The following is a 24,406-nucleotide window of genomic DNA, read 5'->3' on the forward strand; positions in this document are numbered from 1 at the left end:
GACTGTTGTAGGTTTTCACGGGTTTGCCCAATTGTTGTGCCAGGAGCAAATCGCGAGAAGAATGCGGGCGGGCCAAGACAGGGAGAGCACTCAGCCCCACCCAAAGCACCACCATCAGCACAGCTAACTTCACCAGGCTGGCCAACTCAGATCGCACACGCACGTTTCTTGCAGGAAAGCTCCACCCCTATCCTACCAGGATTCTGTCCTAGCCTAATTTTCCCCGGACTTGGATGGAGGCTTGGCTCGCCGCACCAGCCAATAACTCACCGAGAGGGCCAACGTTGCTGCCCCCAACCCGATGAGATCTAACCCCCCCAGCTTCTCGAAATCGAAAATGATGATCTTGCGGGCCACCGCGATCAAAGAGGTGACGATTACCAACTCCACCTGTACCACTTGCTTTTGCAAGTAGGCGGTGATGTTCTCTAGAATTTCCAGCGCAATCAGAATATTTAAAAAGAGGCCGAAGATCTCGATCAAAGTGGTGGAGAAAAACCCAGTTGGCTCCATCAACAAATCTGCCACCAAGAACCGGGCCAAGTCCACCACTGCTACTGTGATTAGCCCGATCATCAAAATTGACAGTAGCTTCGAGATCAGGCTTTCCAGGCGGGTGATGGCCCGCAAAAAGGGATCCTCCTCTTCTGTCTCGTGGGGATTGTGCAACAGCCACTTGAGAAACCGCATCGCCAACTCCGACGGGCCCAAACCCCTGTGTTCTGGTCTCAACGACAACATTATCCGTCCCAACCGTCTTGCCGGGAAGCAGGCAGGGATCCCTTGGGGCGATGATTGCGACACCGCTCAGAACAGTATTTCACCTCCGACCAACAGTCGGCCCACTTTTTGCGCCAGGTGAAGGGTCGCTGACAGGTGAGACAAATCTTGCTGGGCAAATCCGATTTCTTCCGTTGGCGTGGCATGGTGCACTGCAAAACAAGGTCAACTCTGTAGTCAGTTTAACAATCCTACCGGATGCTGACCGTTACCATCACGGAAGTGTTTAGTCTGCGCCCCACCTTAGCAAAAGCTGAAGTCTGAACCTAGAGAAATCGAGTAGCCTCTTGAAATCCGGCGAGATCTCTGCCCTGTGTCTGCAGGGATCCCTGAAGGAAGTTGGGTTTGCTGAAAGGTTAGCCGCCTCCATCCTGTACTGAGTAAAGTTCTTAACACCCGCTTGTGAACTTGAGCTTGAGTTTGTATGAAATCTCAACCAAATGGGACGAATGTAGCTGTTCAGAACTCTCCTCCTCCACTGAAGCGGGTTGAGGTACGGCTCAGCAAACCCGGCAACCGAGCGACCCAAGCCTCGCTTTCGGAAGACTCAGTGGGCGTATTTTTGCGGGAAATGGCTCGCTACCCACTCCTCAATGCCGAGCAGGAAGTGAAATTGGGACGGCTGATTGCAGAGGGGGGAGCCGCCGGGGAACGGGCGAAACGGGAATTGGTTAGGGCCAACCTGCGCCTGGTGGTCTCGATTGCCAAAAAGTACTTAAATCGCGGTGTGCCGTTTCTGGATCTGATTCAAGAAGGCACCATTGGCCTGATCCGAGCCGCAGAAAAATTTGAGTACGAACGCGGCTACAAGTTTTCCACCTACGCCTACTGGTGGATTCGCCAAGGGATCACCCGCGCCGTTGCCAATCAGGGGCGCCTGGTGCGGATCCCGGTGCACATGGTAGAAAAGCTCAACCAGGTGAAGCGGATCCGGCGAGATCTGACCGAAGCCCTAAACCGTCGCCCCACCCAAGCAGAGATTGCCAAAGCTCTGGAGATTTCCCCCGACAAGCTGGACGCTCTCTTAACCCTCTTGGAAGCCGGTCGCCAAACTCTTTCGCTGCATACTCCGGTCGGCAAAGAGGAAGATACGGAGCTGATGCAGCTTATCGAGGCCGCCAACGGCCCCACTCCCGAATCGCAAATGGACTTGCACCTGCTGTCTGCCCAACTGGAAGAAATGCTGGAGCAGCTCAGCCCCCGAGAGCAAGAAATCCTCAAGCTCCGCTATGGGCTGAAAGATGGCCACCTGCACACTCTCTCCGAAATTGGTCAGCTCTTCGGCCTGTCTCGAGAGCGCGTCCGACAAATTCAAGCACGAGCCATGCGCAAACTGCGCCATCCACGCCGACAGGAAATTTTGGCAGATTGGATGACCTCGTTTTAGGCAGTAGGCCACGGCTGCTCCACAGGCGAAACCCAGGATTCCGCAGCAGTTTATGTTCAGCAAAGCTCTGCAGAACCAGGACCAGAGGCGTGCCCCCACTTTTGGACAAGGGATCTGTCAACTAGCCCATCTTCTGCAACTGCAGGGGGTGAGGCTGAGGGCGGCTGCGCAGGGCAGCTTCGATCAACCCCAAAAAGAGGGGGTGGGGGCGGTTGGGGCGGGAGCGAAACTCCGGATGGAACTGGGTGGCGATGAAAAAGGGGTGGCTGGGCAGCTCGATAATCTCCACCAAGCGGTTATCCGGCGAGACTCCGCTGATGATATAACCAGAGTCCAGAAAAAGGCTGCGGTAGGCATTGTTAAACTCATAGCGATGGCGGTGCCGCTCGTAGATGATGGCCTCACCGTAGAGCTTGGCCGCTAGGGTATTGGGCATGATGCGACAGGGATAGAGGCCCAGCCGCAGGGTTCCCCCCAGATCCTCTACATCTTTCTGCTCCGGCAGCAGGCTGATGACAGGGTGGGGGGTATCGGGGTCAAACTCGTAGCTGTTGGCCCGCTCCAGGTGGGCAATGTGACATCCCCAGTCGATCACCGCGCACTGCATGCCCAGACACAGCCCTAGGAAGGGAATGCCTTGCTCGCGCACGTAGCGGATGGTAGCCACCTTGCCCTCGATGCCGCGATTGCCAAACCCCCCTGGCACCACCACTCCATCCACGCCGGAAAGCAATGCCTCTGGTCCCCGCTCTTCGATCTCCTCAGAAGAGATCCAGCGCAGCGTGACGCCGGCATTGAGGGCCAACCCGGCATGGCGCAGGGCCTCGGCCACCGAAAGATAGGCATCCGTAAGGCGCACGTATTTGCCGACAATGGCAATCTCCACCCGCTCTTGGGGGTGGTGCAGCCGCTTCACCAAGAGCTCCCACTCCCGCAGGTCGGGCTGCTGGGGATCCAGGTTGAGGATCTCCAAAACCCGCTGCGCCAACCCCTCCTGCTCGAGCACCAAAGGCACATCGTAGATACTGGGGGCATCCTGAGCCTGAATCACACATTCCACCGGCACATCGCAAAACTCGGAGATCTTCTCTTTGATGCTGCGGGGCAATGGCTGTTCGCAGCGGCACACCAACACATCTGGCTGGATGCCAATGGAGCGCAGCTCCTTGACCGAGTGCTGGGTAGGCTTGGTTTTCATCTCCCCTGCCGCCTTGATCAAAGGCACCAGGGTAACATGCACATAGGCCACGTTGGCCCGGCCCACGTCCTTGCGAAATTGGCGAATGGCCTCCAAAAAGGGCAGAGACTCGATATCCCCCACCGTGCCCCCCACCTCCACCAGCACCACGTCGGGGTTGGTCTCGCGGGCCACTCGCCGGATCCGCTCTTTGATCTCTTGGGTGACGTGGGGGATCACCTGCACCGTGCTGCCCTGGTAATCGCCGCGCCGCTCTTTGTGGATCACGGCCTGGTAGATGGAGCCGGTGGTGACGTTGTTGAGCTTAGACATGTTGGTGTCGGTGAAGCGCTCGTAGTGGCCCAAGTCCAGGTCGGTCTCGGCGCCGTCGTCGGTGACGAACACTTCTCCATGCTGGTAGGGACTCATGGTGCCGGGATCCACATTGATGTAGGGATCCAGCTTCAAAATCGACACCGTGTAGTTGCGGGATTTGAGGAGGCGACCCAAGCTGGCCGCTACAATGCCTTTGCCGATGCTGGAGACCACTCCACCGGTGACGAAGACAAACTTGGTCATGGCCTGGATCCCTTGCCTTTTTTTGATTATGCCAGGGATCCCTTAGCGCAGAGAGCGGATGGGGCCGTTGTAGAGGATGGTGGTTTGAAAGGTGCGCCTGTCTACCCGCACCTGGGTTTCGATGCTGGGCTGGACGAAGCCGGGCTCTCCCCCCCGGAAGGTGAAGATCCAAGCATCTTCAAACTCTTCAAACGGCGAGTCGATGGCTGCCCCGTGCATGGAAGCTTCGGCGCGATAGCGCTGTAGGCCCCCATTGGCGATCTCGGCAGCTTGACGGGCCAGGTTTTTGGCGCGGTTGAGATCCCGGAAGTAGCGGCTGATCTCCTCAAAACTCCCCCTGGGCAGCGGTCGCTGGGGAGCGGGGGTTGCCGGCACAGGCCGGGGATCCGGCACAATGGGCAGGGTGGGAATGTCCGGGCTGGGGGGCAAGGGTTCGACGGGGATGGGAGTTCCAGAGGGGAAAAGAGGGGTGATCACCTGCGCTTGGGCAGCCCTTCCAGCCAGAAGGGATCCCCACAGGAGAGCCATACCGACGGAGCTGACAGTAGAGACAAGAAAAGTGGGCTTCATGGAGCCATTCCTCGCAAAAGTTCTGGGTTGAGAGACGCTGCAGCTCTTGAATGGGATCCTATCGATTCAGTTCCTTACAACAGCAGAGTCAAAAGCCTCTCCTCTCCTTCCAACCCCGGTCACAGGCTTGGGTCGTTCACGCAACCTCGGCTGCTGTCAGCAATGTCTGCTAGATTTTTGGAGAGGATCCCTGGCCACAGTGGGAGGATCGGGGTTCAGCAGGAGCAGCCATGGAGTTCGTCACCCTCGCAGATGCAGGGCTAAGGTTGAGCCGGGTGGGCCTGGGCACTTGGGCGATGGGCGGCGGCTGGTGGGGCCCTTCCGACCGCCAGGAATCTTACACCACGATTCGCAAAGCCATTGATTTGGGCATAACCACCTTCGACACCGCTCCCATCTACGGACTGGGTGTTTCGGAGGAAGTGCTGGGGCAAGCGATCAAAGACTCAGGTTGCCGCGATCGGGTGGTTCTCGCCACCAAAGCGGGACTGGAGTGGACAAACAACAAAGTGGTGCGCAACTCCAGCCTGCCTCGCTTGGCCCAAGAACTGGAGGATTCTCTGCGCCGCTTGCAAACAGATGTGATCGATCTCTACCAAATTCATTGGCCGGATCCCTTGGAACCGATCGAAGAAACGGCGGCGTTTCTGGGGCAGTTGCTGCAGCAGGGCAAGATCCGCGCCATTGGGGTCAGCAACTTTTCCCCCGAACAGATGGATCGGTTTCGCCAGGTGGCTCCTCTGCACACCGCCCAGCCCCCCTACAACCTGTTCGAGCGGCAGATTGAAGCAGAGGTCTTGCCCTACTGTCGAGAGCACGGCATTCACACCTTGGTGTACAGCCCCCTCTGCCGAGGTCTGCTGAGCGGACGGATGACGCCACAAACCACCTTCCCTTCAGGGGATATGCGAGCCGGGATCGACCCCAAGTTTGTTGAACCGCGCTACTCCCAGTACCTAAAGGCGGCAGAGGCATTGAGCCGGTTTGCTCAGGATCGCTATGGCAAGACCTTGGCTCAGTTGGCGGTGCGCTGGCTGCTGGATCAACCAGGGGTGAGTGTGGCGCTGTGGGGGGCACGCAAGCCCTATCATCTGGAGGCAATATCCGGCCTTTGGGGCTGGTCGTTGGATGCGGAAGCGATGCAGACCATCGAGGATATTTTGCAAAGGTATGTTCCCGAGTCCATTCCCCCCAGCTTTATGTCCCCGCCTGCCCGCGCTGCCTAGTTGTTGCTTTCTGTTCCCTTGCCGTTTGCGTTAGCGGTGGGGAGCACTTTGTCGCCGGGATCCCAGTCCTACGATTGAGTTTGGCAAAAAATGGGATGTAGAGCCCTGTCCTACCGCAGCCAGTAGGGCCAGGAGTCTGTCAACCACGGGAGGACAAAGATGGCCATTACAGATGCAATTGCGTCAGCGGTGCGGAGCACTCTGACCCATAAGGCCCATAAGGCAGACAGGCCAAGGGATCCGGCTGACCAGAATGGGCCCACAGCGCCTTCTCAGGCGGGATCCCTGATTCTCCACGTGGGGGGCATGAGTTGTGCCGGCTGCGTTCGCACCGTTGAGCAGGCCCTGCTGAGACAGCCGGGGGTGGTTAAGGCCAGCGTTAACCTGGTTACCGAGTCGGCCCTTGTGGAGTTTGCCCCTGGGATCCGGCCCGACCCGCAGCACCTGGCCCAGATTTTGACAGAGGCAGGGTTTCCCAGCCGCTACAGTTCAGAGGGTGAGGCCCTCTCCGGCGGGAGTTCCGTTCGCGTCAGCGGTGCGGAGCACTCTCAAGATCCCTCTTCCCCTCCCGGTGGGTGGGAAGAAGCCTTGGATGTGCCTGCGGATCCCCTCTCTCGGCAGCGACAGCAGACCCGACACCACATTCGCCAAGCGCTCACCGCCGCTTTTTTGCTGCTGATTTCTGCCGCCGGACACTTGGATCTCTTCGCCCGTCTGGGCTTGCCCCTCCTTAATGATGTCTGGCTGCACTGGGGCTTGGCGACCTTGACTTTTGTCGGCCCAGCTCGCGGCATTGTCCTGGATGGTTGGAGAGGGGCGCGGCGGCTGGCCCCCAACATGAACACCTTGGTTACCTTGGGATCCGGATCGGCCTACCTGGCCAGTCTGGCGGGGTTGTTGGCCCCTCAGGTGGGCTGGGAGTGCTTTTTCGACGAGCCCGTCATGATGCTCAGCTTCATCCTGTTGGGACGGGCCTTGGAACAGCACAGCCGCCTGCGGGCGGCCAGCAGCCTGCAATCGCTGGTGAGCTTGTGTCCCAGTTTGGCTCGGCGGGTTCAGCCTGCAGAGAAGGCGGGATCTCTGGCTTCCAGCCCAGAGGGGAACCTGGATCTGGGATCCCAAACCGGAGAATGGTGCCCTGTCGAACAGGTGCGAGTGGGGGATTGGCTCCAAGTGCGGGCCGGCGAACAGATCCCGGTGGATGGAGAAGTCATTGCCGGCCAGGCCACGGTCAACGAGGGGATGCTGACAGGGGAACCCTTGCCGGTGCTGAAACAAGCGGGGGATCCCGTGGTGGCGGGAACGCTGAACCAATCGGGGTTGCTGCTGTGCCGGGCGACGCGCACCGGGAAAGACACCACCTTGGCCCAGGTCATTCGCCTGGTGGAAGAGGCCCAAGCTCGCAAGGCCCCCATCCAAGGGATAGCCGACCAGGTGGCGGGCTACTTCACCTATGGGGTGGTCACGCTGGCCATTCTCACCTTTGGGTTCTGGTACTGGATTGGGATCCCGCTTTGGGGGAGCGGCGGTGCGGAGCACTTCGTCCTGGCGGGGTTCAGCCTGCACGCCCATCTGCATCTGGGTGACCATCCCCCTCACCCCACACCCCTGCTCAGCAGCCTCAAGATGGCCATTGCCGTTTTGGTGGTGGCCTGCCCCTGTGCTTTGGGATTGGCTACGCCGATGGCCATCCTGGTGGGTACCGGGCTGGGAGCCGAGCGGGGCTTGCTCATCCGAGGGGGAGATGTTCTGGAGAAAGCCCATCGCTTGCAAACGGTGGTCTTCGACAAAACCGGCACCCTCACCCAAGGGGATCCCCACCTGACGGACTGTCTCAGCCTTGACCCCTCCCTGGATCCCAATCGCCTACTCCAACTGGCGGCCACAGTGGAAAGCGGCACTCGCCACCCTCTGGCGCAAGCCATTTTGCAAGCCGCCCGCACCCAGGGTTTGCCGTTGCTCTCCGCCGGCGAGTTTCAAACCCAGCCGGGGATAGGGGTTGCTGCCCAAGTGGAAGGGCAGGCAGTGGTATTGGGATCCCTGGATGGTCTGGCTGCTTTGGGGATCCCGCTGTCCCAGGAGACCCAGGCCCAGGCCGAGGCGCTATTGGCAGCCGGCAAAACAGTGGTGGGCGTGGCTGTAGAGGGATCCCTGGTGGGGCTGCTGGCAGCCCAGGATCCCTTGCGGCCCGATGCGCAGGCAACGCTGCAACAGCTCCGGAAAATGGGCCTGCAGGTGGTTTTGCTAACCGGCGATCGGGCGGAGGTGGCCCACCAGGTGGCTGAGGCTCTGCAAGTGCCAGGTCTCCGCGTTATTGCCCAGGTTCACCCGGCAGACAAAGCTCAAGTCATCCGAGATCTGCAGGCCCAGGGTCAGAGGGTGGCCATGGTGGGCGATGGCATCAACGACGCTCCGGCTTTGGCCCAAGCCGATGTGGGCATCGCCCTGCATTCCGCTACCGATGCCGCCCTTGAGACCGCCGATATCATTCTGATGCGCAACCACCTCTGGGATGTGGTGCAAGCCATCCGCCTCAGCCGCGCCACCTTCCGCAAGATCCAGCAGAACCTCCTCTGGGCCTTTGGCTACAACCTGGTGGGGATCCCAGTGGCAGCAGGCGTGCTCCTACCCCCCTTTGGCATTGGGCTTAGCCCGGCAATCGCTGGGGGTCTCATGGTCTTGAGTTCCCTCAGTGTAATCCTCAATTCACTCCTCTTGAGGCGAACTTTTGTACCCCGTAGATCTTCGAGTAGCCGCAGCTAAAAAAGTGTTAAAAATTACGAATGACTAAATATCGATCGTTAAGTCTTCCGAGGTTTTACCGAGCTTCTGACACAATTTCCGCTGCGTCCAAGCCAAAAATTCGGCAACTTCGTACATTTGACTATACATTTAATTAAAAAGATTAATCCGCTTTAACTTTTGAGGATTTGGTTGTAAGATTAGGCCGAAACCAAGCTGTAAGCGCATCTTCTGGTTTCTTGCTTAGCAAAGCAAAAACCGTGAAAATACTGAGAAAGCGCATCTTGCAGCGGTGAAGGGAGCAAAAGTATGGCGATGCTTGGAGATCTTCAGGAATTTTCCTTATGCGACCTGTTACATTTAATGGAAAAGGGTAAGAAAGCAGGGCAATTATCCATCTGGGCACCCAATGGCATTCAGCGGATTTGGTTTTACCAAGGTCGGGTGGTCGCCGCCCTCACCCCTGAAGAAAAGCATCGTTTGGAAAGCCTGCTGACGCGCTTTGGCTTGGTGGACGAGCAGGTGGTCAGCCAGTTGGTCGCTAGGGGCTTGGAGGAGCCTCTGGGGCGTTGCCTGCAGCGGCAAGGGTTGATCTCGCCCGTAGATTTGGCCAAGCTCTTTCGCCATCAACTGCAAACCGGCCTCTACAGCCTCTTCGCCCTCGAATCCGGCCAGTTCAGCTTTTTGCCCAATGTGCCGTTGCCGTATCAAGAGATGACTGGCTTAAGCAAGGAAGCTTCGGCTGTAGTTTTGGAAGGGCTGCAGCAGCTCAAGAGGGATCAACGTTGGGAAGAAAACTTGCCCCAGCCGGACAGCTACTTCTGTCGCACCAGCTTTGAGCTACCTCTGTACAAGCTTTCACCGCTGGAGTGGTCGATCTTGGAGCAGGTCTCCCCTTCCCGCAAGCTGGCCGACCTGGCACGGGCACTGGGGGCAGACCTGCTGGAGGTGCGCTATGCCTGCGCCCGTCTGGCGAAGCTGGGGTTGATCAGCCCTTGTGAGGGGCCAACGGTTCTGGCTCGGTCTGGTCACTTGGAGCTGTCCAAGTCGATTGCTGAGGAGGTGAATCCCGAGCCGGTGAGGGAGAGGCTGGGGGCAAGGGTGCCTGGTCTCCAGGATGAGGGCGGCCCCGTCAAGCCTTCTCTGGTCAGTCGATTGGCCACCCTCCTCAAGGGCATGCGCGAAAAGTGAGGTAAACCTAACGGAAAAAAACAATCTTCTGGCTTTGTAAAGAACTTGGAAGGGTCTATAACTTTTCTCTAACTTCCGCTCACAGAGAAAGCAAAAATAGGAGTTCTATCTTACGAAGCGACATGATCCAACACAAAGCTGAAACAAAGGAAACTAGAACTCTTCTGTGAAGGGCTTCCGAGTGCTGCCTAATTGTATTCCTTGATAGATTTTCCCGGATAGTAAGTGTAACTGCTGGCGCGCAGAGTACCTAGCTACAAAGAACACAGCCGTTGATACACGGTTGTTGTCCGAGAGTACATGTACAAGAATGGGGATGTCTGAAATGTTACTAAGGCATTGATTTCCACTTATCCCACCGAATCAGAGGCTCGAAAAAATCTTATGGCCATAGTTGGAGACCTCCAAGAATTTTCCTTGCCTGATTTGTTGCAACTGATCGAGAGGGGCAGCAAAACAGGACAGCTCTGTATTTGGGCGCCCAGAGGTATCTACAGGATCTGGTTTTACCAAGGTCGGGTCATTGCTGCCCTACCACCTCAGGAAGAACACCGCCTGGAGAGCTTGCTGGCCCATTCCGGCTTGGTGAGCGAGCGGGTGGTCGAGAAGCTGGCTTCCTTTTGCGGCTCGGAAGAGCCTCTGGGGCGTTGCTTGCAGCGGCAAGGGTTGATTACCCCAGCAGCCCTGGCCAAGCTCTTCCGCCATCAACTGCAAACCGGCCTCTACAGCCTCTTTGCCCTCGAATCCGGCCAGTTCAGCTTCCTGCCCAACGTGCCCATGCCCTACCGAGAAATGACCGGCCTGAGCAAAGGCGCCACCGCTGCTGTCCTGGAAGCCCTGCAGCAGCTCAAGCTAGACCAGCGCCCCGAAAAAGACCTGCCAGAGCCTGATAGCTGCTTTTGGCGTACCAGCACCGAACTGCCTCTGTTCAAGCTTTCTGCGCTGGAGTGGGGGATCCTGGAGCAGGTGTCGCCTTCTCGCAAGCTGACGGCTTTGGCTCAAGCACTGGGGGCAGACCTGCTGGAGGTGCGCTATGCCTGTGCCCGTCTGGCCAAGCTGGGGTTGATCAGTCCCTGTGAGGGGCCAACGGTTCTGGCTCGGTCTTCTTCGGCCAGTCGCTTAGAGCTGTCCAAGTCAGTGGCTGAGGGGGTGAATCCTGAGCAAGTGAGGGAGAGGCTGGGGGCAAGGGTGCCCGGTTTTCAGGATGAGAGCGGCCCGGTCAAGCCTTCTCTGGTCAGTCGATTGGCCACCCTCCTCAAGGGCATTCGCGAAAAGTAAAAGCATAAGGACATTTGCGGTCATGTTTTCGGTTTTCGGGTAGAAACATTAGAAATAGGGAATCAGCAGGGAGATATAGGATGGCTAATCTGTCCTCTTTGCAGGCGATCCTCCAGAGCTATGTTGCCAATACGCCAGAAGTCCAGGGAGCAGCAGTGGTCACCCCTGACGGGTTACCTTTGGCTTCCACATTGCCTGCGGGTATGGATGAAGAGAGAACCTCTGCTATGTCGGCTGCCATGCTTTCTTTGGGAGAACGGATTGGAAAAGAGCTGGGGCGCGGAGCCATAGAGAGGGTTTTTGTACAGGGAGAAAAAGGGTACGGGGTTTTGGCCAGTTGTGGCCCCGATGCTGTCTTGCTGACAATTGCCAGTCATGAAGTCAAGCAGGGCTTGCTTTTTTTGGAAATTAAGCGAGTCGCGGCAAGCATTGCAGAGGCGATGAAGTAAGAAAACCAAATGTGGAGGCTAAGTTTTTGATTCTGTACTGACGTTGAGGGAAGTATGGCCATTAAACCTTCTGAGCTGCTCCAAGTCCTGATCTCACGCACGCAATTCACAGATGATGACAAGAAAATTTTGCAGCAAAGCGCCGACTGGGGCAGCAGCATTGCTGCAGAAATGTCGGATACGTTTTACAACTACCTGGATCGCGATGCTGAGATGGCAGCTGTCATTGCCAAGCATAACCGGCAGCGGCTGGGCCAAACTTTTGCTGACTGGTTCAAGGAAATGTTCACGGGCATGGACAATTGGGGCCCCCAGTATGCGGATCGCCGCTGGAAAATCGGCATAGTTCATGTGCGCGTTGGCATCGGCCCCCAACATGTTGTACCTGCTATGGCCACAGTTGTGCAGGAGGTGAGTCGGCAGTTGGCGAAAGAAGGCAAGCCTGAACAGTTGCGCACCAGCTTGAGCAAGGTTTGCATGATTGACCTCTCTTTTATTGAGCAAGCTTACCTTGAGGTGGCCTATAACGCCGTGCAACAGGAAACAGGCATGAGCGAGGCTTTATTCAAACGGTTAATTGCCAATGGTGCCAACAGTTTAATTTGAGTTGTTTGAGTTAGAGTGGGCTCTTGCTTACTCTACTTGCTTAATTTCTCTACCTTCTTGGGCTGAGGTGCTTGAGTTTCTGGGATCCCTCTGGAGCAGAGCTGGCGTTGGTATCTTTTTTAGAAGATTATCTTAGAAGCAACCTGGAGATAGCTTTACCTCCCGTGCGGCACATCGGTGCACTCCCCCGAGTTTTATTCAGCTTTGTCGCTAGAGCTTAGTCTGAGGCCAGTTTATGGGAAATATCTTGCGAATTGTTGTAACAGGGCCGGTGGGAGCTGGAAAGTCTACCTTTATTCGCACGATTAGCGAGATTGAGGTAGTAGACACCGATTGCAAAGCAACGGACGAGGTGGCAGAGCTGAAGAAAACCACGACGGTAAGCATGGACTTCGGCCGCTTGAGAATTGGAGAGGAGGAAGAAGAGATGTGGCTGCATCTCTACGGCACTCCCGGCCAGTCTCGCTTTAACTTTATGTGGGATATTTTAATTAAGCGCGCCCACGGCTATGTTCTTCTGGTGCCCGCGCACCTGCCGGGTCAATTTCGCAATGCCCAAGCCATTCAATCTTTTATGAAGGCCAGGACGAGCGCCCCCTACGTGATTGGGATCACCCACGTCGATCAACCCAATGCCTGGGATCCAGAAGACATTTTGTTAATTTTGGGGAATCAAGATGGCGCGATTCCCCACACCACTTTGAATGCTCAAGAGCCGGCTTCTGTTGCCAACACGTTGCTTCTGTTGGTTGAGCAAATGATGCCCCAGGTGGTTGTTTGAACAGATTTTCAGGTATCCAGCAGGCTACAGCTTTTTTTAGCAACATCGACCCCAGCCAACACAGGCGTATCTTTTGTGGGACAGGGATCCCTCCCGCAAAGCCGGAAAAGGGGAGACTGGATTCTGTGGAGATTCGCCGGATAATAAAATGTCCTGAGTGCTCTTTCTGGCCAGCCATTGAACCAAGGGGATCCCTGCTGTGTTGCTGCTCGATTGCTCTCCCCTGACCCTTTCCCCAGAAGAAGCGCGGGAGAAACTGTTGTACCTCCTTGCCCAACTGGCCTACCGAGAAGGCTCCTTTACCCTCACTTCTGGACAGAAGAGCCCCTACTACATCAACTGCAAGCCGGTCACCCTCCATCCCCAAGGAGCTTATTGGGTGGGATCCCTGCTGCACCGACTGTTGCCGCCCGAAACCGAGGCAGTGGCCGGAATGACGCTGGGGGCAGATCCGCTGGTGACGGCGGTGAGTTTGGCCTCTCTTGGTGCTGAGCCTGCCAACCTCGCGGCCTTGATTGTGCGCAAAGAGCCCAAGGGGCACGGCACGCAAGCCTGGATCGAGGGGCCGGAGTTGCCGGCGGGCAGTCGGGTGTGGATCCTGGAAGATGTGGTGACCACCGGCAGTTCTGCCTTGAAGGCGGTAGAGCGGGTGCGGGCAGCCGGCTATCGGGCAGAAGGGATCCTGGCTTTGGTGGATCGGCTGGAAGGGGCAGAAGACCGCTGCCGCGAAGCAGGGATCGCCTTTCGTCGCCTATTCACCCTTCCAGAAGTGCAGGCTTGCCATCGGGCCTTGACCTCAGGAAAATCAAAGGACTAGCCTGCCCCCTTGGTGAGCATCAAAGCTTTGGAGAGCGGACATGCTGCCCCCTGCCTACTCAGCTCTGCCCAGCCGAAATCTGCCGAGCCTACCGGATCAGGCGCGAGTGGCCGTGTACGTGGTGATGAACATTGAGCACTTCACCTTTGGCAAGCTGGGCACAGCCATTCAACCCCATCTCACCAGCTCCCCTGAGATCGCCAACTACGGCTGGCGGGACTACGGCAACCGGGTGGGCATTTGGCGCCTGTTTGAGCTGTTTGCCGAGCTGGGGATCCCGGTGACGGCGGCCTTGAATGCGGAAATGGTGGATCTTTACCCCCCCATCATCGAAGGGATCCGCCAATACGGCTGGTCGGTGCTGGCCCACGGCTGGAACAACTCCACCGGCCACAGCGGCCTGGCCCGTGACGTCGAACAGGAGCTCATTGAGCGCAGTTTGTCCCTTTTGGAGAAGGTTTCCGGATCCCGACCCTGGGGCTGGCTGACGCCGGGGTTTTCCGTTAGCGAGAACACCTTTGACCTGCTCAAGGCTGCCGGGATCCGCTACACCACCGACTGGGTAAACGACGACCAACCCTACTGGCTGCAGACTGCCGCCGGCCCTCTCTTGGGGATCCCCTACACTCTAGAGGCCAACGACATCAGCCTTTGTCTGAGCGCCCGCCTGCCGGCAGAAGCCTTTGCCCAAGCCCTCATCGACCAGTTTGATCAACTGTGGCAAGATGGGGAACGCTCCCCCCGCGTCATGGCCATCGGCCTACATCCTTTCATTGTCGGGCAGCCTCTGCGGATGGGATCCCTGAAAAAAGCCTTGCAGCACATCCAATCTCGCCCTCATACTTGGCTCACCACCGGCGATGGCCTCTACGACTGGTATGCCCAAGCCTGCCCTGCTCCTGAGACGCCCTGACGGGATCCCCTGGCCAGAGGGAAAAGCGCGTCTTGGCCTTGGATCCTGCTCATTTTTTAACTTTGTTCTAATTTTGTCTTGTCTGGAGCTGTCCACCGTGGCTCCAGAAGTGACAGCATAGGCGGTGAAACCACCTAGGGCAAAAGGGCTTGGCCATGCGCATGGGCAGACTCAGCGGGATCCTCTTGCACCCCACCTCGCTACCGGGGCCATTTGGTATCGGCGATCTGGGGCCATCGGCTTATCGCTTTGTGGACTTTCTGGTGGAGAGCGGCCAACGCCTCTGGCAGGTTCTTCCTCTTGGGCCGACCGGCTGGGGCAACTCCCCCTACATGAGCTTTTCCTCCATTGCCGGCAACCCGCTTCTCATCAGCCCGGAGCTATTGGTGGGGGCCGGTTGGCTAGAGCCCGACAGTTGGCAGGACCTGCCCCAATGGCCAACGATCCAAGCCGGGTCTGCCGAGCGGGTGGACTACGAAACCGTGATCCCCTTCAAGCTGGGCCTGCTGCACCGCGCCTGGGCAACCTTCAAAGAAAAAGCGTCCGCCGCCGACTGGGAAGCCTTCCAAGCCTATTGTGCTGCCGAAGCCGATTGGTTGCCCGACTATGCCCTGTTCATGGCCCTCAAGGATGTGTACGGCGAGCAAGAGTGGAACCAATGGGATCCGGCCTTGGTGCGACGGGATCCGCCGGCTTTGCAAGAGGCTCGCGATCGCTATGCCGATGCCATTACCGAGCAGATGTTTTGGCAGTATCTGTTTGCCCAGCAGTGGGGATCCCTAAGGGAGTATGCTCATCGGCATCAAGTGCAGCTCATCGGGGATGTGCCCATCTACGTTGCCCCCAACAGTGCCGACGTGTGGGCCAACCGGGAGCTGTTTCACCTGGATGAACAGGGACGGCCTTTACAAGTAGCCGGTGTGCCGCCGGACTATTTCAGCCCCACCGGGCAGCGCTGGGGCAACCCCCTCTACAACTGGGAAGTGCTCAAGGCCCGTGGCTACGACTGGTGGATCAAACGCATGCAGGCCATTCTCAAGCAAGTGGATTGTGTGCGCATCGACCACTTTCGCGGCTTCGAGAGCTACTGGGCCATTCCGGGCGATGCGGAAACGGCTGTGGAAGGGGAGTGGCAAAAAGGGCCGGGAGCAGATTTCTTTCAGGCCCTGGCCGACAAGTTGGGGGAAATCCCGGTGATTGCCGAAGATCTGGGAAACATTACGCCGGAGGTGTTGCAACTGCGGGATCAATTTGGCTTGCCCGGCATGAAGGTGTTGCTCTTTGCCTTCGGCTCTGGGCCCGATAACCCCTATTTGCCCCATGCCTATGAGCGCAACTTTGTCGTTTACACCGGCACCCACGACAACAACACGGTGGTGGGTTGGTTTAATGACCCGGATCGCTCGGAGTGGGAAAAACAAAACCTGCTGCGCTATTTGGGCTGCCAGGGATCCGGGGGCATCCATTGGGATCTGATCCGCTTGGCCCTTTCTTCCGTAGCCGACCTGGCCATCATTCCCCTGCAGGATGTGATGGGGCTGGGGGCAGAGGCGCGCATGAACTTCCCCGGCACCACCGAGAACAACTGGGCCTGGCGCTACCGCGAGGAGATGCTGCGCCCAGAGCTGGCCCAGCGGCTGGCCGAGATGAGCGTGACCTATGGGCGCATCTCTCCTCAAGAGTTGGAACAACGGCGAGCAGCCCTAGCTGCTCTTCGGTGGCTTCTTCAGGCGTGAGTTCTCCCACCAGGTGGCCCTCATGGATCACCAAAATGCGATCCGACAAGCTGATCACCTCATTCAAATCCGCCGACACCAGCAGCACCCCCATGCCCTGATCCCGCGCCTGCAGGATGCGCCGATGAATGGCCTCGATGGCCCCCACATCCACCCCCCGCGTCGGTTGGGCAGCCACCAGCACCTTGGATCCACAGGAAAGCTCCCGCCCCACAACGATCTTCTGGGCATTGCCGCCAGAATAGCGGCGGGCCGTCAACACGGCCGTCGGCTGGCTTTTCTTTAGAAAGGGACATTCAGGCCCTTTCTTGAGCTCCCCGGCATCTGGGATCCTCAAGTTCTGAAAACTCCACTGCCCTCCATTGCCGCAACCGGCTAGTTGAGCGCCTGCACCTGATCCAGGAAGTCTGCCACCGTCAGGGATCCCAGCTCCTGTCCATGGCGCTGGCGCACGCTCACCGTTCCTGCCGCCTGTTCCTGTTCCCCCACGATCAGCATGAAGGGGATCCGGGCCTTCTCGGCATTGCGGATTTTCTTCGGCAAACGATCGCTGTCGGCATCGATGTGGACGCGGATCCCCTGCTCTCGCAGCTGATCCCGCACCTGGGTGGCGTAGCCCAGATACTGATCGGAAACGGGCAAAATGCGCACCTGTTCCGGGGCCAGCCAGAAGGGAAAATCCCCAGCGTATTCTTCGATGAGAATGCCGATGAGTCGTTCCAGCGAGCCAAAGGGAGCGCGGTGGATCATCACCGGGCGTTGCCGGGATCCGTCCTCAGCTACGTATTGCAGATCAAAGCGCTGTGGGTTTTGGTAATCCACCTGCACCGTGCCCAGTTGCCACTCCCGATCCAGGGCGTCGCGGAAAATAAAATCCAGCTTTGGCCCATAGAAGGCTGCTTCGCCGATCCCTTCAAAATGGGGCATCGAGAGCTTCTCTACAGCGCGACGGATGGCATTCTCGGCCCTGTCCCAGTCCTCAGGGGATCCCAGATATTTGTCCGACTTGGGATCCCGGAAGCTGAGGCGGGCGCGAAAATCTTTGAGTTTAAGCTTGTCGAAGACCACCAAAATGAGATCGACAACCTTAAGAAACTCCTCCTCCAGCTGATCGGGCCGGACAAACAGGTGGGCATCGTCCACCGTAAAGCCACGCACTCGCGTCAGACCTCCCAATTCCCCCGATTGCTCATAGCGATAGACGGTGCCGAATTCGGCATATCGTAGGGGCAAATCGCGGTAGGATCGCAGCTCGGATTTGTAGATTTGGATGTGAAAAGGACAGTTCATCGGCTTCATGACAAAGCCCTGTTCGGCTGCGCGATCCTGCTCATTCTCCGCCATCATGGGGAACATATCTTCCCGGTACTTTTGCCAGTGGCCGGAGATCTTGAACAAGTCCACACGGGCAATATGAGGGGTAACCACCGGCAGGTAGCCCCGCTTGAGCTGCTCCTGCTTGAGAAAATCCTCCAGCACCCAGCGTAGGGTAGTTCCTTTCGGAGTCCAAAGGGGCAAGCCCGGACCCACTTCATCGGAAAACAGGAAGAGACCCAGTTCTTTGCCCAGCTTGCGGTGATCCCGCCGTTTGGCCTCCTCCAGCCGCCGCTTGTATTCCTTCAGCTCCTCTGGAGTTTCCCAGGCGGTACCGTAGATGCGTTGGAGCTGCGGCTTGGTCTCGTCCCCCCGCCAATAGGCGCCGGCCACGCTGAGCAGATCGAAAGCTTTGGGGTTGAGCTCTTGGGTGTTTTCCACGTGGGGACCGGCACAGAGATCCCACCATTCATTCCCCAAGTGGTAAATGCTGATGACCTCCCCTTCGGGAATGCTGTCTAAGATCTCCAGCTTGTAGGGTTCTCCGAGGGCTTCGATGCGGCGCCTGGCCTCTTCACGGCTCACCTCCTCGCGGATCACCGGCAGGCCCTTTTTGATGATTGCCTGCATCTCTTTTTTGATGCGGTCGAGATCCTCAGGCGTAAAGGGTTCGGGATGGTCAAAATCGTAATAGAAGCCGTAGTCGGTGGTGGGGCCGATGGTCACCTGGGCCTTGGGAAACAGCTTTTGCACCGCCATAGCCAGGACATGGGAAGTGGTGTGGCGGATGCGCTCCAGTTTGGGAGACTCGTGAGTGCGCAGCAGTTTGAGGGTGCTGTTGGCCTTCTGAGGTGATTCGGCTGGCTGAGACATCGGAACCTGCTTCGACAACAAAGAAAGAACAGTGAAGAAATGGATATCCGTGTCCCTATCTTAGGCTGGGGCGAGAACGGCAGGGATCCCCAGCTAATCAATTCCCCTGTTTGCCGAGTCAACCGCGAACCTCACCTCACGACTCGGCCCGGAACAAGGGGGGAAAGTACACAGTATCCTAAAGGGGTTGACCCCCTTACCCGAGCCATGATCTCTTCGCCCACCAACTTCACGGAACGCTCTGTCACCTCTGCTTCCCCAGTTTCCGAAACCAGCCCGGCTTCTCGTTCTGAATCTTGGGCGGCCCCCGTTCTGGCGGCCATCGATGTGGGCAGCAACTCTCTCCACATGGTGGTGGTGCGCATCAATCCCCGTATCCCTAGCTTCACCATCATCTCCCGCGAAAAAGCCACCGTCCGGCTGGGGGAGTTTTGCAGCCAGACGGGCGCCCTCACGCCTGCAGCTATGGAACGGGCCCGGACGGCTCTGGAGCGGTTTTGCCGCATTGCTGAGAGCTTTCAGGTGCAGGATATTGTTGCCGTGGCTACCAGTGCTGTGCGCGAGGCCCCCAATGGGCTGGAGTTTTTGAAGCGGATTGAACGGGAGCTGGGCCTGCGGGTGGAGTTAATCTCGGGGCAGGAAGAGGCCCGCCGCATCTACCTGGGGGTGCTCTCGGCGATGGAGTTCCACAACCGGCTGCACGCGGTGGTGGATATTGGTGGCGGCTCCACCGAGCTGATTTTGGGCAATGGCCAAGAGCCGGAGTTTCTGCGCAGCGTCAAGGTAGGGGCAGTGCGTCTGACCCAGGCTTTTTTGCACCACGACCCGCCCACTTCTGCCGAACTGCAAGCCCTGCGCCAGCACATCCGCGGCATGCTGGAATCCCCCATCGAGCAGATGAAACGGATCGTCGCATCTTCACAACAACAGGGATCCCTGCCTTTGGTGGGCACCTCTGGCACCGTCGAGTGCCTGGCCCAGTTGGATGCCCGCCGTCGGTTGGGCGCTCTCCCCCATCGCCTGCAGGGGTATGAGTTCAGCCTGGAAGCCCTGCGCGGCTACATCAAAGAGCTGCGCTCCCTCACGGTGGCCGAACGGCAAAAGCTGACCGGCCTGGGGGAAAGGCGGGGGGAGATCATCCTAGCCGGGGCGGTCATCTTGGAAGAAGTGATGACCCTGCTGGGGGTGGAGCGGATCCAGTTTTGCGAACGGGCTCTGCGGGAAGGGCTGATCGTGGACTGGATGATCGGCCAAGGGCTGATTGAGGATCGGCTGCGCTACCACAGCTCGGTGCGGCGGCGCAGCGTCCTCAAGTTGGCGGAAAAATACCAGGTGGAGATCCCCTATGCCGAGCGGGTGGCCGAGTTTGCCCTCAGCCTTTTCGATCAAACCCGCGGCATCCTGCATGGCTGGGGATCCCGGGAGCGGGCTCTTCTCTGGGCGGCGGCCATGCTGCACAACTGCGGCCACTTCATCAGCCATGCCGCCCACCACAAGCACTCCTACTACCTGATCCGCCATGGAGAACTCTTGGGCTTCAACGAAGAAGAGGTGGAGGTGATCGCCAACTTGGCCCGCTACCACCGCAAGTCGCCCCCCAAGAAGAAGCACGAGAACTTCCAGCGCCTCAGCGACGAGCGGGATCGCCAAGTGGTGCTGGAACTGAGCCCCCTGCTGCGCATAGCCTGTGCTTTGGATCGCCGCCGCCTGCAGGCCATTCAAGCCCTGCACTGCCGTTTTCAGCTCCTGGGAGAAGGCCCCCGCCGCATGGAGTTGATTTTGGATCCCAGGCATCCCAAGGACGACTGTGCCCTAGAGTTGTGGAGCTTAAACGAGAAGAAAAAAGTCTTCGAGCAACAGTTCAACCTGCAGGTAATCCCCAAGCTCTCTACCCAGATCCAGCGCAGCGCCGATCCCTTTGAGGCAGCAGTTTAGCCTTCTCGGGGATCCTAGCTAAGGGGCGATGGTAATGGGCGAGGGGCTGGTTTGGGTGGTCTTTTGGCCCCCTCTTTGCAAAATCACCTCGATGATGCCGTTGTTGACCGGCTGCATGTTGAAGGGCAACTGCTGCTGGGTTTCGTATAGGCCCGGCGCCACCTCCCGCATTTCGACTTCCGGCGTTACCCCAACAATCCGAAAAGCAGCCCGCCCCCCCGGATCCCCTCGCATGGTGACTTTGAGAATTTCTCCCATGCGCAGATTGGTGCTGTTGGTGGTGACACTGAAAATCTGGGGCAGTCCCGTGGCGACGGGTGCGGAAACCGGCTGAATGGTGGAGCGGGTTCCTCTGGAGCCATCGATGGAAAAAGGAAAAATCTCCCGATGTTCCTGGCTGAGGCCGTCCTTGGTGAGCACAATCCTCAAGGTGGGATTGTTGGCCTGGTGGGTGGGGGCTACCACGTAGGTGCCTTCGTAGTGGTTGGGTCGTACCTCCCGCATCGGCTGGTTCAGGGCCAGATTCCCCAGATCAAACTGGGCGATCCCTCCAGATTCCCCCCAAATGGCAATGGTGAGAATGTCCCCTTCCACCAAGTCGCGCTGGGGATCCAAGCGAATGGCCTCAATGCGCGGATAGCGATTGCCGGCTGCAGTCAAAGGGGCAGGGGACGGCTGCGGCAGAGGAGCCGGGGGCGGAAACACCGACTCCACCGGCGGGGGAGCGACATTGCCCAAGGCCAGTTGAGGTAGCCGCCGTTGAACGCGGGTACTGACGCCATTGAGGGTCAATTGAATGCTGATGTCGGGGCTGAGGGCGCTGTCCTGAGGGCTAAGGCTGTAAACTGCGCGGTAATAGCCGGGCTGCACCTCTTGCATCGGCAGACCCTGAACCACGCCGCCGATATCGACCGTAGCCCTGCCGTTGGGAGTGGCCTGCGCTTCAATGGTCAAGGTTCCCCCTGCAGGAACACTTCCTCCCTCGGGAGTGATCCGCGTTCGGAAGATTTCGGGTTGGACGGTCTCGGCCACCGGAGCCGGGGAAGGACGCAACTGGGCCACAGGGGGTGGCAAGGGCGGAAGCTGACCGCGATATACCAGGGCCTGATGCAACAACACTGCCCCTTCTGCTCGCCTCAGCACCCGATTGGGCTGAAGACGGGCCGGATCCGGCACATTCACCAGCAGCCCCGCCTCGCCTGCCATGGCCACAAAAGCCCGCCCTACCTCCGGCACATCAGCCGCATCGGTGTACAGAGCCATCCAGCGCTCAATATCGGCCTGAGTGGGAGCAGGCAATTGCAGAGCCCGCACCAAAATGGCCAGGGCTTCTAGGTGGGTAATGTCCCCTTGCGGGCGAAACTCGTTGCCCTCGTATAGGCGCATGGCCCCCGCCTGTAGCACGGCTTGGGCAGTCCAATAGTCGGGGGTGTTGGGCTCCAGGTCGCGAATCTCCTGCACCTGGTTGGGATTGGGGATGTAACCGAAAAACTCCGTCAGCCACTGGGCCAATTCCAAGCGGGTCAGGGTGGCCGACAGAGGTTCTCGGGTGATCACCACATCCGTCTGACGCTCCAGAGCCGCCACATAGGCATCGGCCCAGGCCAGCGAGGCTTGCTGCTCCACCCCTTGGGACCAAGCCGGCAAGCTGACACCCGACCAGCCCAGCGTCCAACACAAGCTCAGAGCTAGGGGCCACGAGCACCGCATAGCTGTCACTCCTGTTCCAACAACATCCCCTCAGGGCCAGCTTATCTCAAACTTCCGCTCCATCCTCAAGCCCTCGATGCCCCTTGGGATTGCGCCCTTTGGCAGTGAGATTCTGAAAACTCGGGTAAGAAGGTTCGCCGCAGGGATCCCTTAGGAGATTTTACCTATGCAAGACGGGATCCGGCTTGACAGCAAAGGGCCTAAGCAAGGGTCTCGTAACTTGTAGTTGTGCATCCAAATCCTTATCATTGTGTTATAGACTCAGAAAGTTCAGAAAGCACTTTTGCCCCTACCCTAGGGAGGAGTTTCATGGCTGGCAGCACCGGAGAGCGACCTTTTGTCGATATCATTACCAGTGTCCGCTACTGGGTTATTCACGCCCTGACCATTCCCGCTTTGTTTTTGGCAGGCTGGCTTTTTGTGAGCACTGGCCTGGCCTATGATATTTTTGGCACCCCGCGCCCCAATGAGTATTTCACGGCAGAGCGCCAGGAGTTGCCGATCGTCAGCGATCGCTTCAATGCTCTGGAGGAGCTGGAGAGGCTGACTCGCTAAGGGTGGCTGTGGGCAAGTGGTTCATGCATTGTTGCAACTTGTAAATTGATTGAGCTTTTTGCGTAGGGTGATATCTATGGCCAGTAAATCTGATGAACCCGTTTTTTACCCTGTTTTTACCGTCCGTTGGCTGGCGGTGCATACCTTGGCGATCCCAACGGTTTTCTTCTTGGGAGCCATTGCTGCAATGCAGTTTATTCAACGGTGAACCCAATGGCTGATCAACCCGAAAGGAATCCCAACTCCCAACCGGTGGAGCTAAACCGCACTTCCCTTTACCTGGGTTTGCTGCTGGTGTTTGTGGTTGGGCTGTTGTTCTCCAGCTACTTTCTCAACTGAGGCCAGGATCCCACTCTGCTCTTCTTAGAGTTGAAAGGGGCTGGCAAGGGATACAGTTGGCTTTTGGCCAGCTTTTGTTCCCTTATTACCGAAAATGTAATTGCTGCTAGTTCCGTCTTTAGTTCTTTTGGAGACCAGTTGCTATGACCAGTCAAGCAAGGATCCCTTTGTGGATAGTGGCTGTGGTTGCCGGTTTGGGTGTGATCACGGTAGTTGGGCTCTTTTTCTATGGCTCCTATGTGGGCCTAGGCTCTAGTCTGTAGGTTTGAGGTTTTCGGTCTGGTAGTAGCCCCCAATAGGTAGGGGTAAAGGGTCCCATGGTTTTTACGACCTAGCCGAATTCAGTTAGGCTTTGTTGACCCATGGCCAGTGTATCTACCACTTTTTTCGGGGCTACCTACCACAGCGCAATATCGATCCCTTGCCCAGCAGGGATCCCACTTCATTGCAGACCTTAATACTCAACTTAATACTCAATACACAGTCCGAAAAAGCTGCCGCTATTCCTCACCACTGGTTACAACCAGGCGGTGAACCTGGCAGGCGGTGAATCTGGACTTCTCTCTTCTCCCCCTGGAGAGGGTGAAGTTCGCGTTAGCAGGTCAGGGATCATGGGCAAGAGCGCGAATTGCTGAGGACAGGTTCTGCGAGGGAATGTCTCAAACTTATTTAGAAGAGCTATCTCTGTGTTAAGCGAGCATGAACTTTTTTAACGATCCGGGTGGTGGTTGCCGAGAGGGTAACTTAGGCCCCGTAGAATGAATCGCAAAATTCCAGGCAGGACATTCGGACATGGATTACATTCGCACCTTTAACGACGATCCCTGCGAGGGGCATCTTTCGACGCCCATCAGCGATTCTCCTGTCACCCGTCTGTTTATTAACAATCTCCCCATCAACCGTCCTGGCTTATCGCCGCTGTTGCGGGGTCTAGAAATTGGGCTGGCCCATGGCTATTTCTTGGTAGGGCCAGAAATTGTGCTGGGGCCGCTGCGGGATTACCCTGAGGCAGCTAACTTAGGCGGGCTGGTTACGGCGATGGCGATTGTGCTGCTGGGAACCGCCTGCATGTCGGCCTATGGCAGCGTTACCTTCGGAAACAAGCCGGAAACACCGGGGGCCGCTCCTCTGGCTACAGCTCGGGGTTGGGGGGATCTGACGGCAGGATTTTTCTTGGGAGGTATGGGTGGCGTGTTCGCTGCCTATTTCCTGCTGGAGAACTTTGCCGGGATCGACGCCATCTTTCGAGGGCTGGTGAATTAGTTGTCAAGTTTGTCAAGTCACTTGAGAGGAGCAAAATCATGACCGGTTCTTACGCTGCTGCTTATCTTCCTTGGATTTTTATCCCCATTGTTGGTTGGCTGCTTCCTGCAGTGGGCATGGCAGTGCTTTTTTTGTACATTGAGCGGGACTAGTCCCGGAGTGCTTTGATACTCATTAGTGCTGAT

The 24,406-nt window shown here is 57.7% G+C and carries 24 protein-coding genes and 1 pseudogene; 18 read left to right on the top strand and 7 right to left on the bottom strand.

Features of this window, described 5'->3' with window-relative positions; genetic code table 11:
* Positions 1–213: 213 nt before the first annotated feature.
* Complete coding sequence (locus ACVWY8_RS10415) at positions 214–690, bottom strand: phosphate-starvation-inducible PsiE family protein (RefSeq protein WP_457394629.1); 477 nt, start codon at positions 688–690, stop codon at positions 214–216.
* A 50-nt stretch (positions 691–740) separates the two neighbouring features.
* Positions 741–926, bottom strand: coding sequence for a DUF2256 domain-containing protein (locus ACVWY8_RS10420; protein ID WP_041437321.1), 186 nt, complete (start codon positions 924–926; stop codon positions 741–743).
* Between the two features lie 278 nt (positions 927–1,204).
* Here ACVWY8_RS10420 and ACVWY8_RS10425 point away from each other — a divergent pair, with 278 nt between their 5' ends.
* Entirely contained in the window at positions 1,205–2,167 is a 963-nt protein-coding gene (locus tag ACVWY8_RS10425; protein ID WP_457394631.1) for a sigma-70 family RNA polymerase sigma factor, read from the top strand.
* A 121-nt stretch (positions 2,168–2,288) separates the two neighbouring features.
* Here ACVWY8_RS10425 and ACVWY8_RS10430 read toward each other — a convergent pair whose 3' ends face one another.
* Both ACVWY8_RS10430 and ACVWY8_RS10435 read right to left on the bottom strand, forming a co-directional pair.
* Entirely contained in the window at positions 2,289–3,923 is a 1,635-nt protein-coding gene (locus ACVWY8_RS10430) for a CTP synthase (RefSeq protein WP_457394634.1), read from the bottom strand.
* Positions 3,924–3,965: 42 nt separating this feature from the next.
* Positions 3,966–4,493, bottom strand: coding sequence for a hypothetical protein (locus ACVWY8_RS10435; RefSeq protein WP_414329187.1), 528 nt, complete (start codon positions 4,491–4,493; stop codon positions 3,966–3,968).
* A gap of 230 nt (positions 4,494–4,723) precedes the next feature.
* Between ACVWY8_RS10435 and ACVWY8_RS10440 the strand changes: the two genes are divergently transcribed.
* From ACVWY8_RS10440 to malQ, 10 genes are all read left to right on the top strand, one after another.
* Positions 4,724–5,719 (top strand): aldo/keto reductase, encoded by a 996-nt coding sequence (locus tag ACVWY8_RS10440; protein ID WP_457394636.1) that lies wholly within the window; start codon positions 4,724–4,726, stop codon positions 5,717–5,719.
* A gap of 159 nt (positions 5,720–5,878) precedes the next feature.
* Positions 5,879–8,482 carry a heavy metal translocating P-type ATPase gene (locus ACVWY8_RS10445; protein ID WP_457394639.1) on the top strand — a complete coding sequence of 868 codons (2,604 nt, stop codon included), beginning with the start codon at positions 5,879–5,881 and terminating at the stop codon, positions 8,480–8,482.
* A 342-nt stretch (positions 8,483–8,824) separates the two neighbouring features.
* Positions 8,825–9,652 (top strand): DUF4388 domain-containing protein, encoded by an 828-nt coding sequence (locus ACVWY8_RS10450; protein WP_457394641.1) that lies wholly within the window; start codon positions 8,825–8,827, stop codon positions 9,650–9,652.
* 417 nt (positions 9,653–10,069) lie between these two features.
* A complete protein-coding gene (locus ACVWY8_RS10455; protein WP_414408101.1) occupies positions 10,070–10,930 on the top strand; it encodes a DUF4388 domain-containing protein in 861 nt (286 codons plus the stop codon).
* 80 nt (positions 10,931–11,010) lie between these two features.
* Positions 11,011–11,379 carry a roadblock/LC7 domain-containing protein gene (locus ACVWY8_RS10460; protein WP_414399343.1) on the top strand — a complete coding sequence of 123 codons (369 nt, stop codon included), beginning with the start codon at positions 11,011–11,013 and terminating at the stop codon, positions 11,377–11,379.
* Between the two features lie 54 nt (positions 11,380–11,433).
* The gene (locus tag ACVWY8_RS10465) at positions 11,434–11,985 is read left to right on the top strand and encodes a protoglobin domain-containing protein (protein WP_457394644.1); all 552 of its coding nucleotides are present in this window, start codon (positions 11,434–11,436) and stop codon (positions 11,983–11,985) included.
* A gap of 235 nt (positions 11,986–12,220) precedes the next feature.
* The gene (locus tag ACVWY8_RS10470; RefSeq protein ID WP_457394647.1) at positions 12,221–12,766 is read left to right on the top strand and encodes a GTP-binding protein; all 546 of its coding nucleotides are present in this window, start codon (positions 12,221–12,223) and stop codon (positions 12,764–12,766) included.
* Positions 12,767–12,965: 199 nt separating this feature from the next.
* Entirely contained in the window at positions 12,966–13,583 is a 618-nt protein-coding gene (gene pyrE, locus ACVWY8_RS10475; protein WP_457394650.1) for an orotate phosphoribosyltransferase, read from the top strand.
* A 40-nt stretch (positions 13,584–13,623) separates the two neighbouring features.
* On the top strand, positions 13,624–14,496 hold the full coding sequence (locus ACVWY8_RS10480; RefSeq protein WP_457394653.1) for a polysaccharide deacetylase family protein: 873 nt from the start codon (positions 13,624–13,626) through the stop codon (positions 14,494–14,496).
* Positions 14,497–14,651: 155 nt separating this feature from the next.
* A complete protein-coding gene (gene malQ / locus ACVWY8_RS10485) occupies positions 14,652–16,232 on the top strand; it encodes a 4-alpha-glucanotransferase (protein ID WP_457394655.1) in 1,581 nt (526 codons plus the stop codon).
* Here malQ and ACVWY8_RS10490 read toward each other — a convergent pair.
* A pseudogene (locus tag ACVWY8_RS10490) lies at positions 16,192–16,500 on the bottom strand (heme ABC transporter ATP-binding protein); the annotation flags it as partial. The gene malQ and the pseudogene ACVWY8_RS10490 sit on opposite strands and share 41 nt — an antisense overlap.
* Positions 16,501–16,607: 107 nt before the next feature.
* Positions 16,608–18,419: a threonine--tRNA ligase gene (gene thrS / locus ACVWY8_RS10495; RefSeq protein ID WP_414406755.1), complete on the bottom strand. Its 1,812-nt coding sequence runs from the start codon at positions 18,417–18,419 to the stop codon at positions 16,608–16,610.
* A 207-nt stretch (positions 18,420–18,626) separates the two neighbouring features.
* Here thrS and ACVWY8_RS10500 point away from each other — a divergent pair, with 207 nt between their 5' ends.
* Positions 18,627–20,354, top strand: coding sequence for a Ppx/GppA phosphatase family protein (locus tag ACVWY8_RS10500; protein ID WP_457394657.1), 1,728 nt, complete (start codon positions 18,627–18,629; stop codon positions 20,352–20,354).
* A gap of 18 nt (positions 20,355–20,372) precedes the next feature.
* Here the strand turns inward: ACVWY8_RS10500 and ACVWY8_RS10505 are convergent, their stop codons facing one another.
* The gene (locus ACVWY8_RS10505; RefSeq protein ID WP_457394660.1) at positions 20,373–22,064 is read right to left on the bottom strand and encodes an S-layer homology domain-containing protein; all 1,692 of its coding nucleotides are present in this window, start codon (positions 22,062–22,064) and stop codon (positions 20,373–20,375) included.
* A 309-nt stretch (positions 22,065–22,373) separates the two neighbouring features.
* On the opposite strand from ACVWY8_RS10505, the gene psbE reads away from it, so the two are divergent.
* From psbE to ACVWY8_RS10535, 6 genes are all read left to right on the top strand, one after another.
* Positions 22,374–22,619: a cytochrome b559 subunit alpha gene (gene psbE / locus ACVWY8_RS10510; protein WP_011433109.1), complete on the top strand. Its 246-nt coding sequence runs from the start codon at positions 22,374–22,376 to the stop codon at positions 22,617–22,619.
* Between the two features lie 76 nt (positions 22,620–22,695).
* Entirely contained in the window at positions 22,696–22,827 is a 132-nt protein-coding gene (psbF, locus tag ACVWY8_RS10515; RefSeq protein WP_414356645.1) for a cytochrome b559 subunit beta, read from the top strand.
* Between the two features lie 5 nt (positions 22,828–22,832).
* Positions 22,833–22,958, top strand: coding sequence for a photosystem II reaction center protein L (locus tag ACVWY8_RS10520; protein WP_011433111.1), 126 nt, complete (start codon positions 22,833–22,835; stop codon positions 22,956–22,958).
* 143 nt (positions 22,959–23,101) lie between these two features.
* Positions 23,102–23,221: a photosystem II reaction center protein J gene (locus ACVWY8_RS10525; RefSeq protein ID WP_011433112.1), complete on the top strand. Its 120-nt coding sequence runs from the start codon at positions 23,102–23,104 to the stop codon at positions 23,219–23,221.
* A 529-nt stretch (positions 23,222–23,750) separates the two neighbouring features.
* Positions 23,751–24,221, top strand: coding sequence for a photosystem I reaction center protein subunit XI (locus ACVWY8_RS10530; RefSeq protein ID WP_011433113.1), 471 nt, complete (start codon positions 23,751–23,753; stop codon positions 24,219–24,221).
* A 38-nt stretch (positions 24,222–24,259) separates the two neighbouring features.
* Positions 24,260–24,373, top strand: a complete 114-nt coding sequence (locus ACVWY8_RS10535; protein WP_011433114.1) for a photosystem I reaction center subunit VIII — start codon at positions 24,260–24,262, stop codon at positions 24,371–24,373.
* The last annotated feature ends 33 nt before the right edge of the window (positions 24,374–24,406 follow it).

The sequence above is a fragment of the Thermostichus sp. OS-CIW-32 genome, assembly GCF_054060415.1.

What these genes read in the sequence shown, in the direction of transcription:
- malQ (WP_457394655.1), top strand. Translation starts at nt 14,652, where the DNA reads ATGCGCATGGGCAGACTCAGCGGGATCCTCTTGCACCCCACCTCGCTA.
- ACVWY8_RS10520 (WP_011433111.1), top strand. Translation starts at nt 22,833, where the DNA reads ATGGCTGATCAACCCGAAAGGAATCCCAACTCCCAACCGGTGGAGCTA.
- ACVWY8_RS10440 (WP_457394636.1), top strand. Translation starts at nt 4,724, where the DNA reads ATGGAGTTCGTCACCCTCGCAGATGCAGGGCTAAGGTTGAGCCGGGTG.
- ACVWY8_RS10470 (WP_457394647.1), top strand. Translation starts at nt 12,221, where the DNA reads ATGGGAAATATCTTGCGAATTGTTGTAACAGGGCCGGTGGGAGCTGGA.
- ACVWY8_RS10480 (WP_457394653.1), top strand. Translation starts at nt 13,624, where the DNA reads ATGCTGCCCCCTGCCTACTCAGCTCTGCCCAGCCGAAATCTGCCGAGC.
- ACVWY8_RS10435 (WP_414329187.1), bottom strand. Translation starts at nt 4,493, where the DNA reads ATGAAGCCCACTTTTCTTGTCTCTACTGTCAGCTCCGTCGGTATGGCT.
- ACVWY8_RS10505 (WP_457394660.1), bottom strand. Translation starts at nt 22,064, where the DNA reads ATGCGGTGCTCGTGGCCCCTAGCTCTGAGCTTGTGTTGGACGCTGGGC.
- ACVWY8_RS10460 (WP_414399343.1), top strand. Translation starts at nt 11,011, where the DNA reads ATGGCTAATCTGTCCTCTTTGCAGGCGATCCTCCAGAGCTATGTTGCC.
- ACVWY8_RS10525 (WP_011433112.1), top strand. Translation starts at nt 23,102, where the DNA reads ATGACCAGTCAAGCAAGGATCCCTTTGTGGATAGTGGCTGTGGTTGCC.
- ACVWY8_RS10500 (WP_457394657.1), top strand. Translation starts at nt 18,627, where the DNA reads ATGATCTCTTCGCCCACCAACTTCACGGAACGCTCTGTCACCTCTGCT.
- ACVWY8_RS10430 (WP_457394634.1), bottom strand. Translation starts at nt 3,923, where the DNA reads ATGACCAAGTTTGTCTTCGTCACCGGTGGAGTGGTCTCCAGCATCGGC.
- thrS (WP_414406755.1), bottom strand. Translation starts at nt 18,419, where the DNA reads ATGTCTCAGCCAGCCGAATCACCTCAGAAGGCCAACAGCACCCTCAAA.
- psbE (WP_011433109.1), top strand. Translation starts at nt 22,374, where the DNA reads ATGGCTGGCAGCACCGGAGAGCGACCTTTTGTCGATATCATTACCAGT.
- ACVWY8_RS10535 (WP_011433114.1), top strand. Translation starts at nt 24,260, where the DNA reads ATGACCGGTTCTTACGCTGCTGCTTATCTTCCTTGGATTTTTATCCCC.
- psbF (WP_414356645.1), top strand. Translation starts at nt 22,696, where the DNA reads ATGGCCAGTAAATCTGATGAACCCGTTTTTTACCCTGTTTTTACCGTC.
- ACVWY8_RS10465 (WP_457394644.1), top strand. Translation starts at nt 11,434, where the DNA reads ATGGCCATTAAACCTTCTGAGCTGCTCCAAGTCCTGATCTCACGCACG.
- ACVWY8_RS10420 (WP_041437321.1), bottom strand. Translation starts at nt 926, where the DNA reads ATGCCACGCCAACGGAAGAAATCGGATTTGCCCAGCAAGATTTGTCTC.
- ACVWY8_RS10415 (WP_457394629.1), bottom strand. Translation starts at nt 690, where the DNA reads ATGCGGTTTCTCAAGTGGCTGTTGCACAATCCCCACGAGACAGAAGAG.
- ACVWY8_RS10425 (WP_457394631.1), top strand. Translation starts at nt 1,205, where the DNA reads ATGAAATCTCAACCAAATGGGACGAATGTAGCTGTTCAGAACTCTCCT.
- ACVWY8_RS10450 (WP_457394641.1), top strand. Translation starts at nt 8,825, where the DNA reads ATGGAAAAGGGTAAGAAAGCAGGGCAATTATCCATCTGGGCACCCAAT.
- ACVWY8_RS10530 (WP_011433113.1), top strand. Translation starts at nt 23,751, where the DNA reads ATGGATTACATTCGCACCTTTAACGACGATCCCTGCGAGGGGCATCTT.
- ACVWY8_RS10445 (WP_457394639.1), top strand. Translation starts at nt 5,879, where the DNA reads ATGGCCATTACAGATGCAATTGCGTCAGCGGTGCGGAGCACTCTGACC.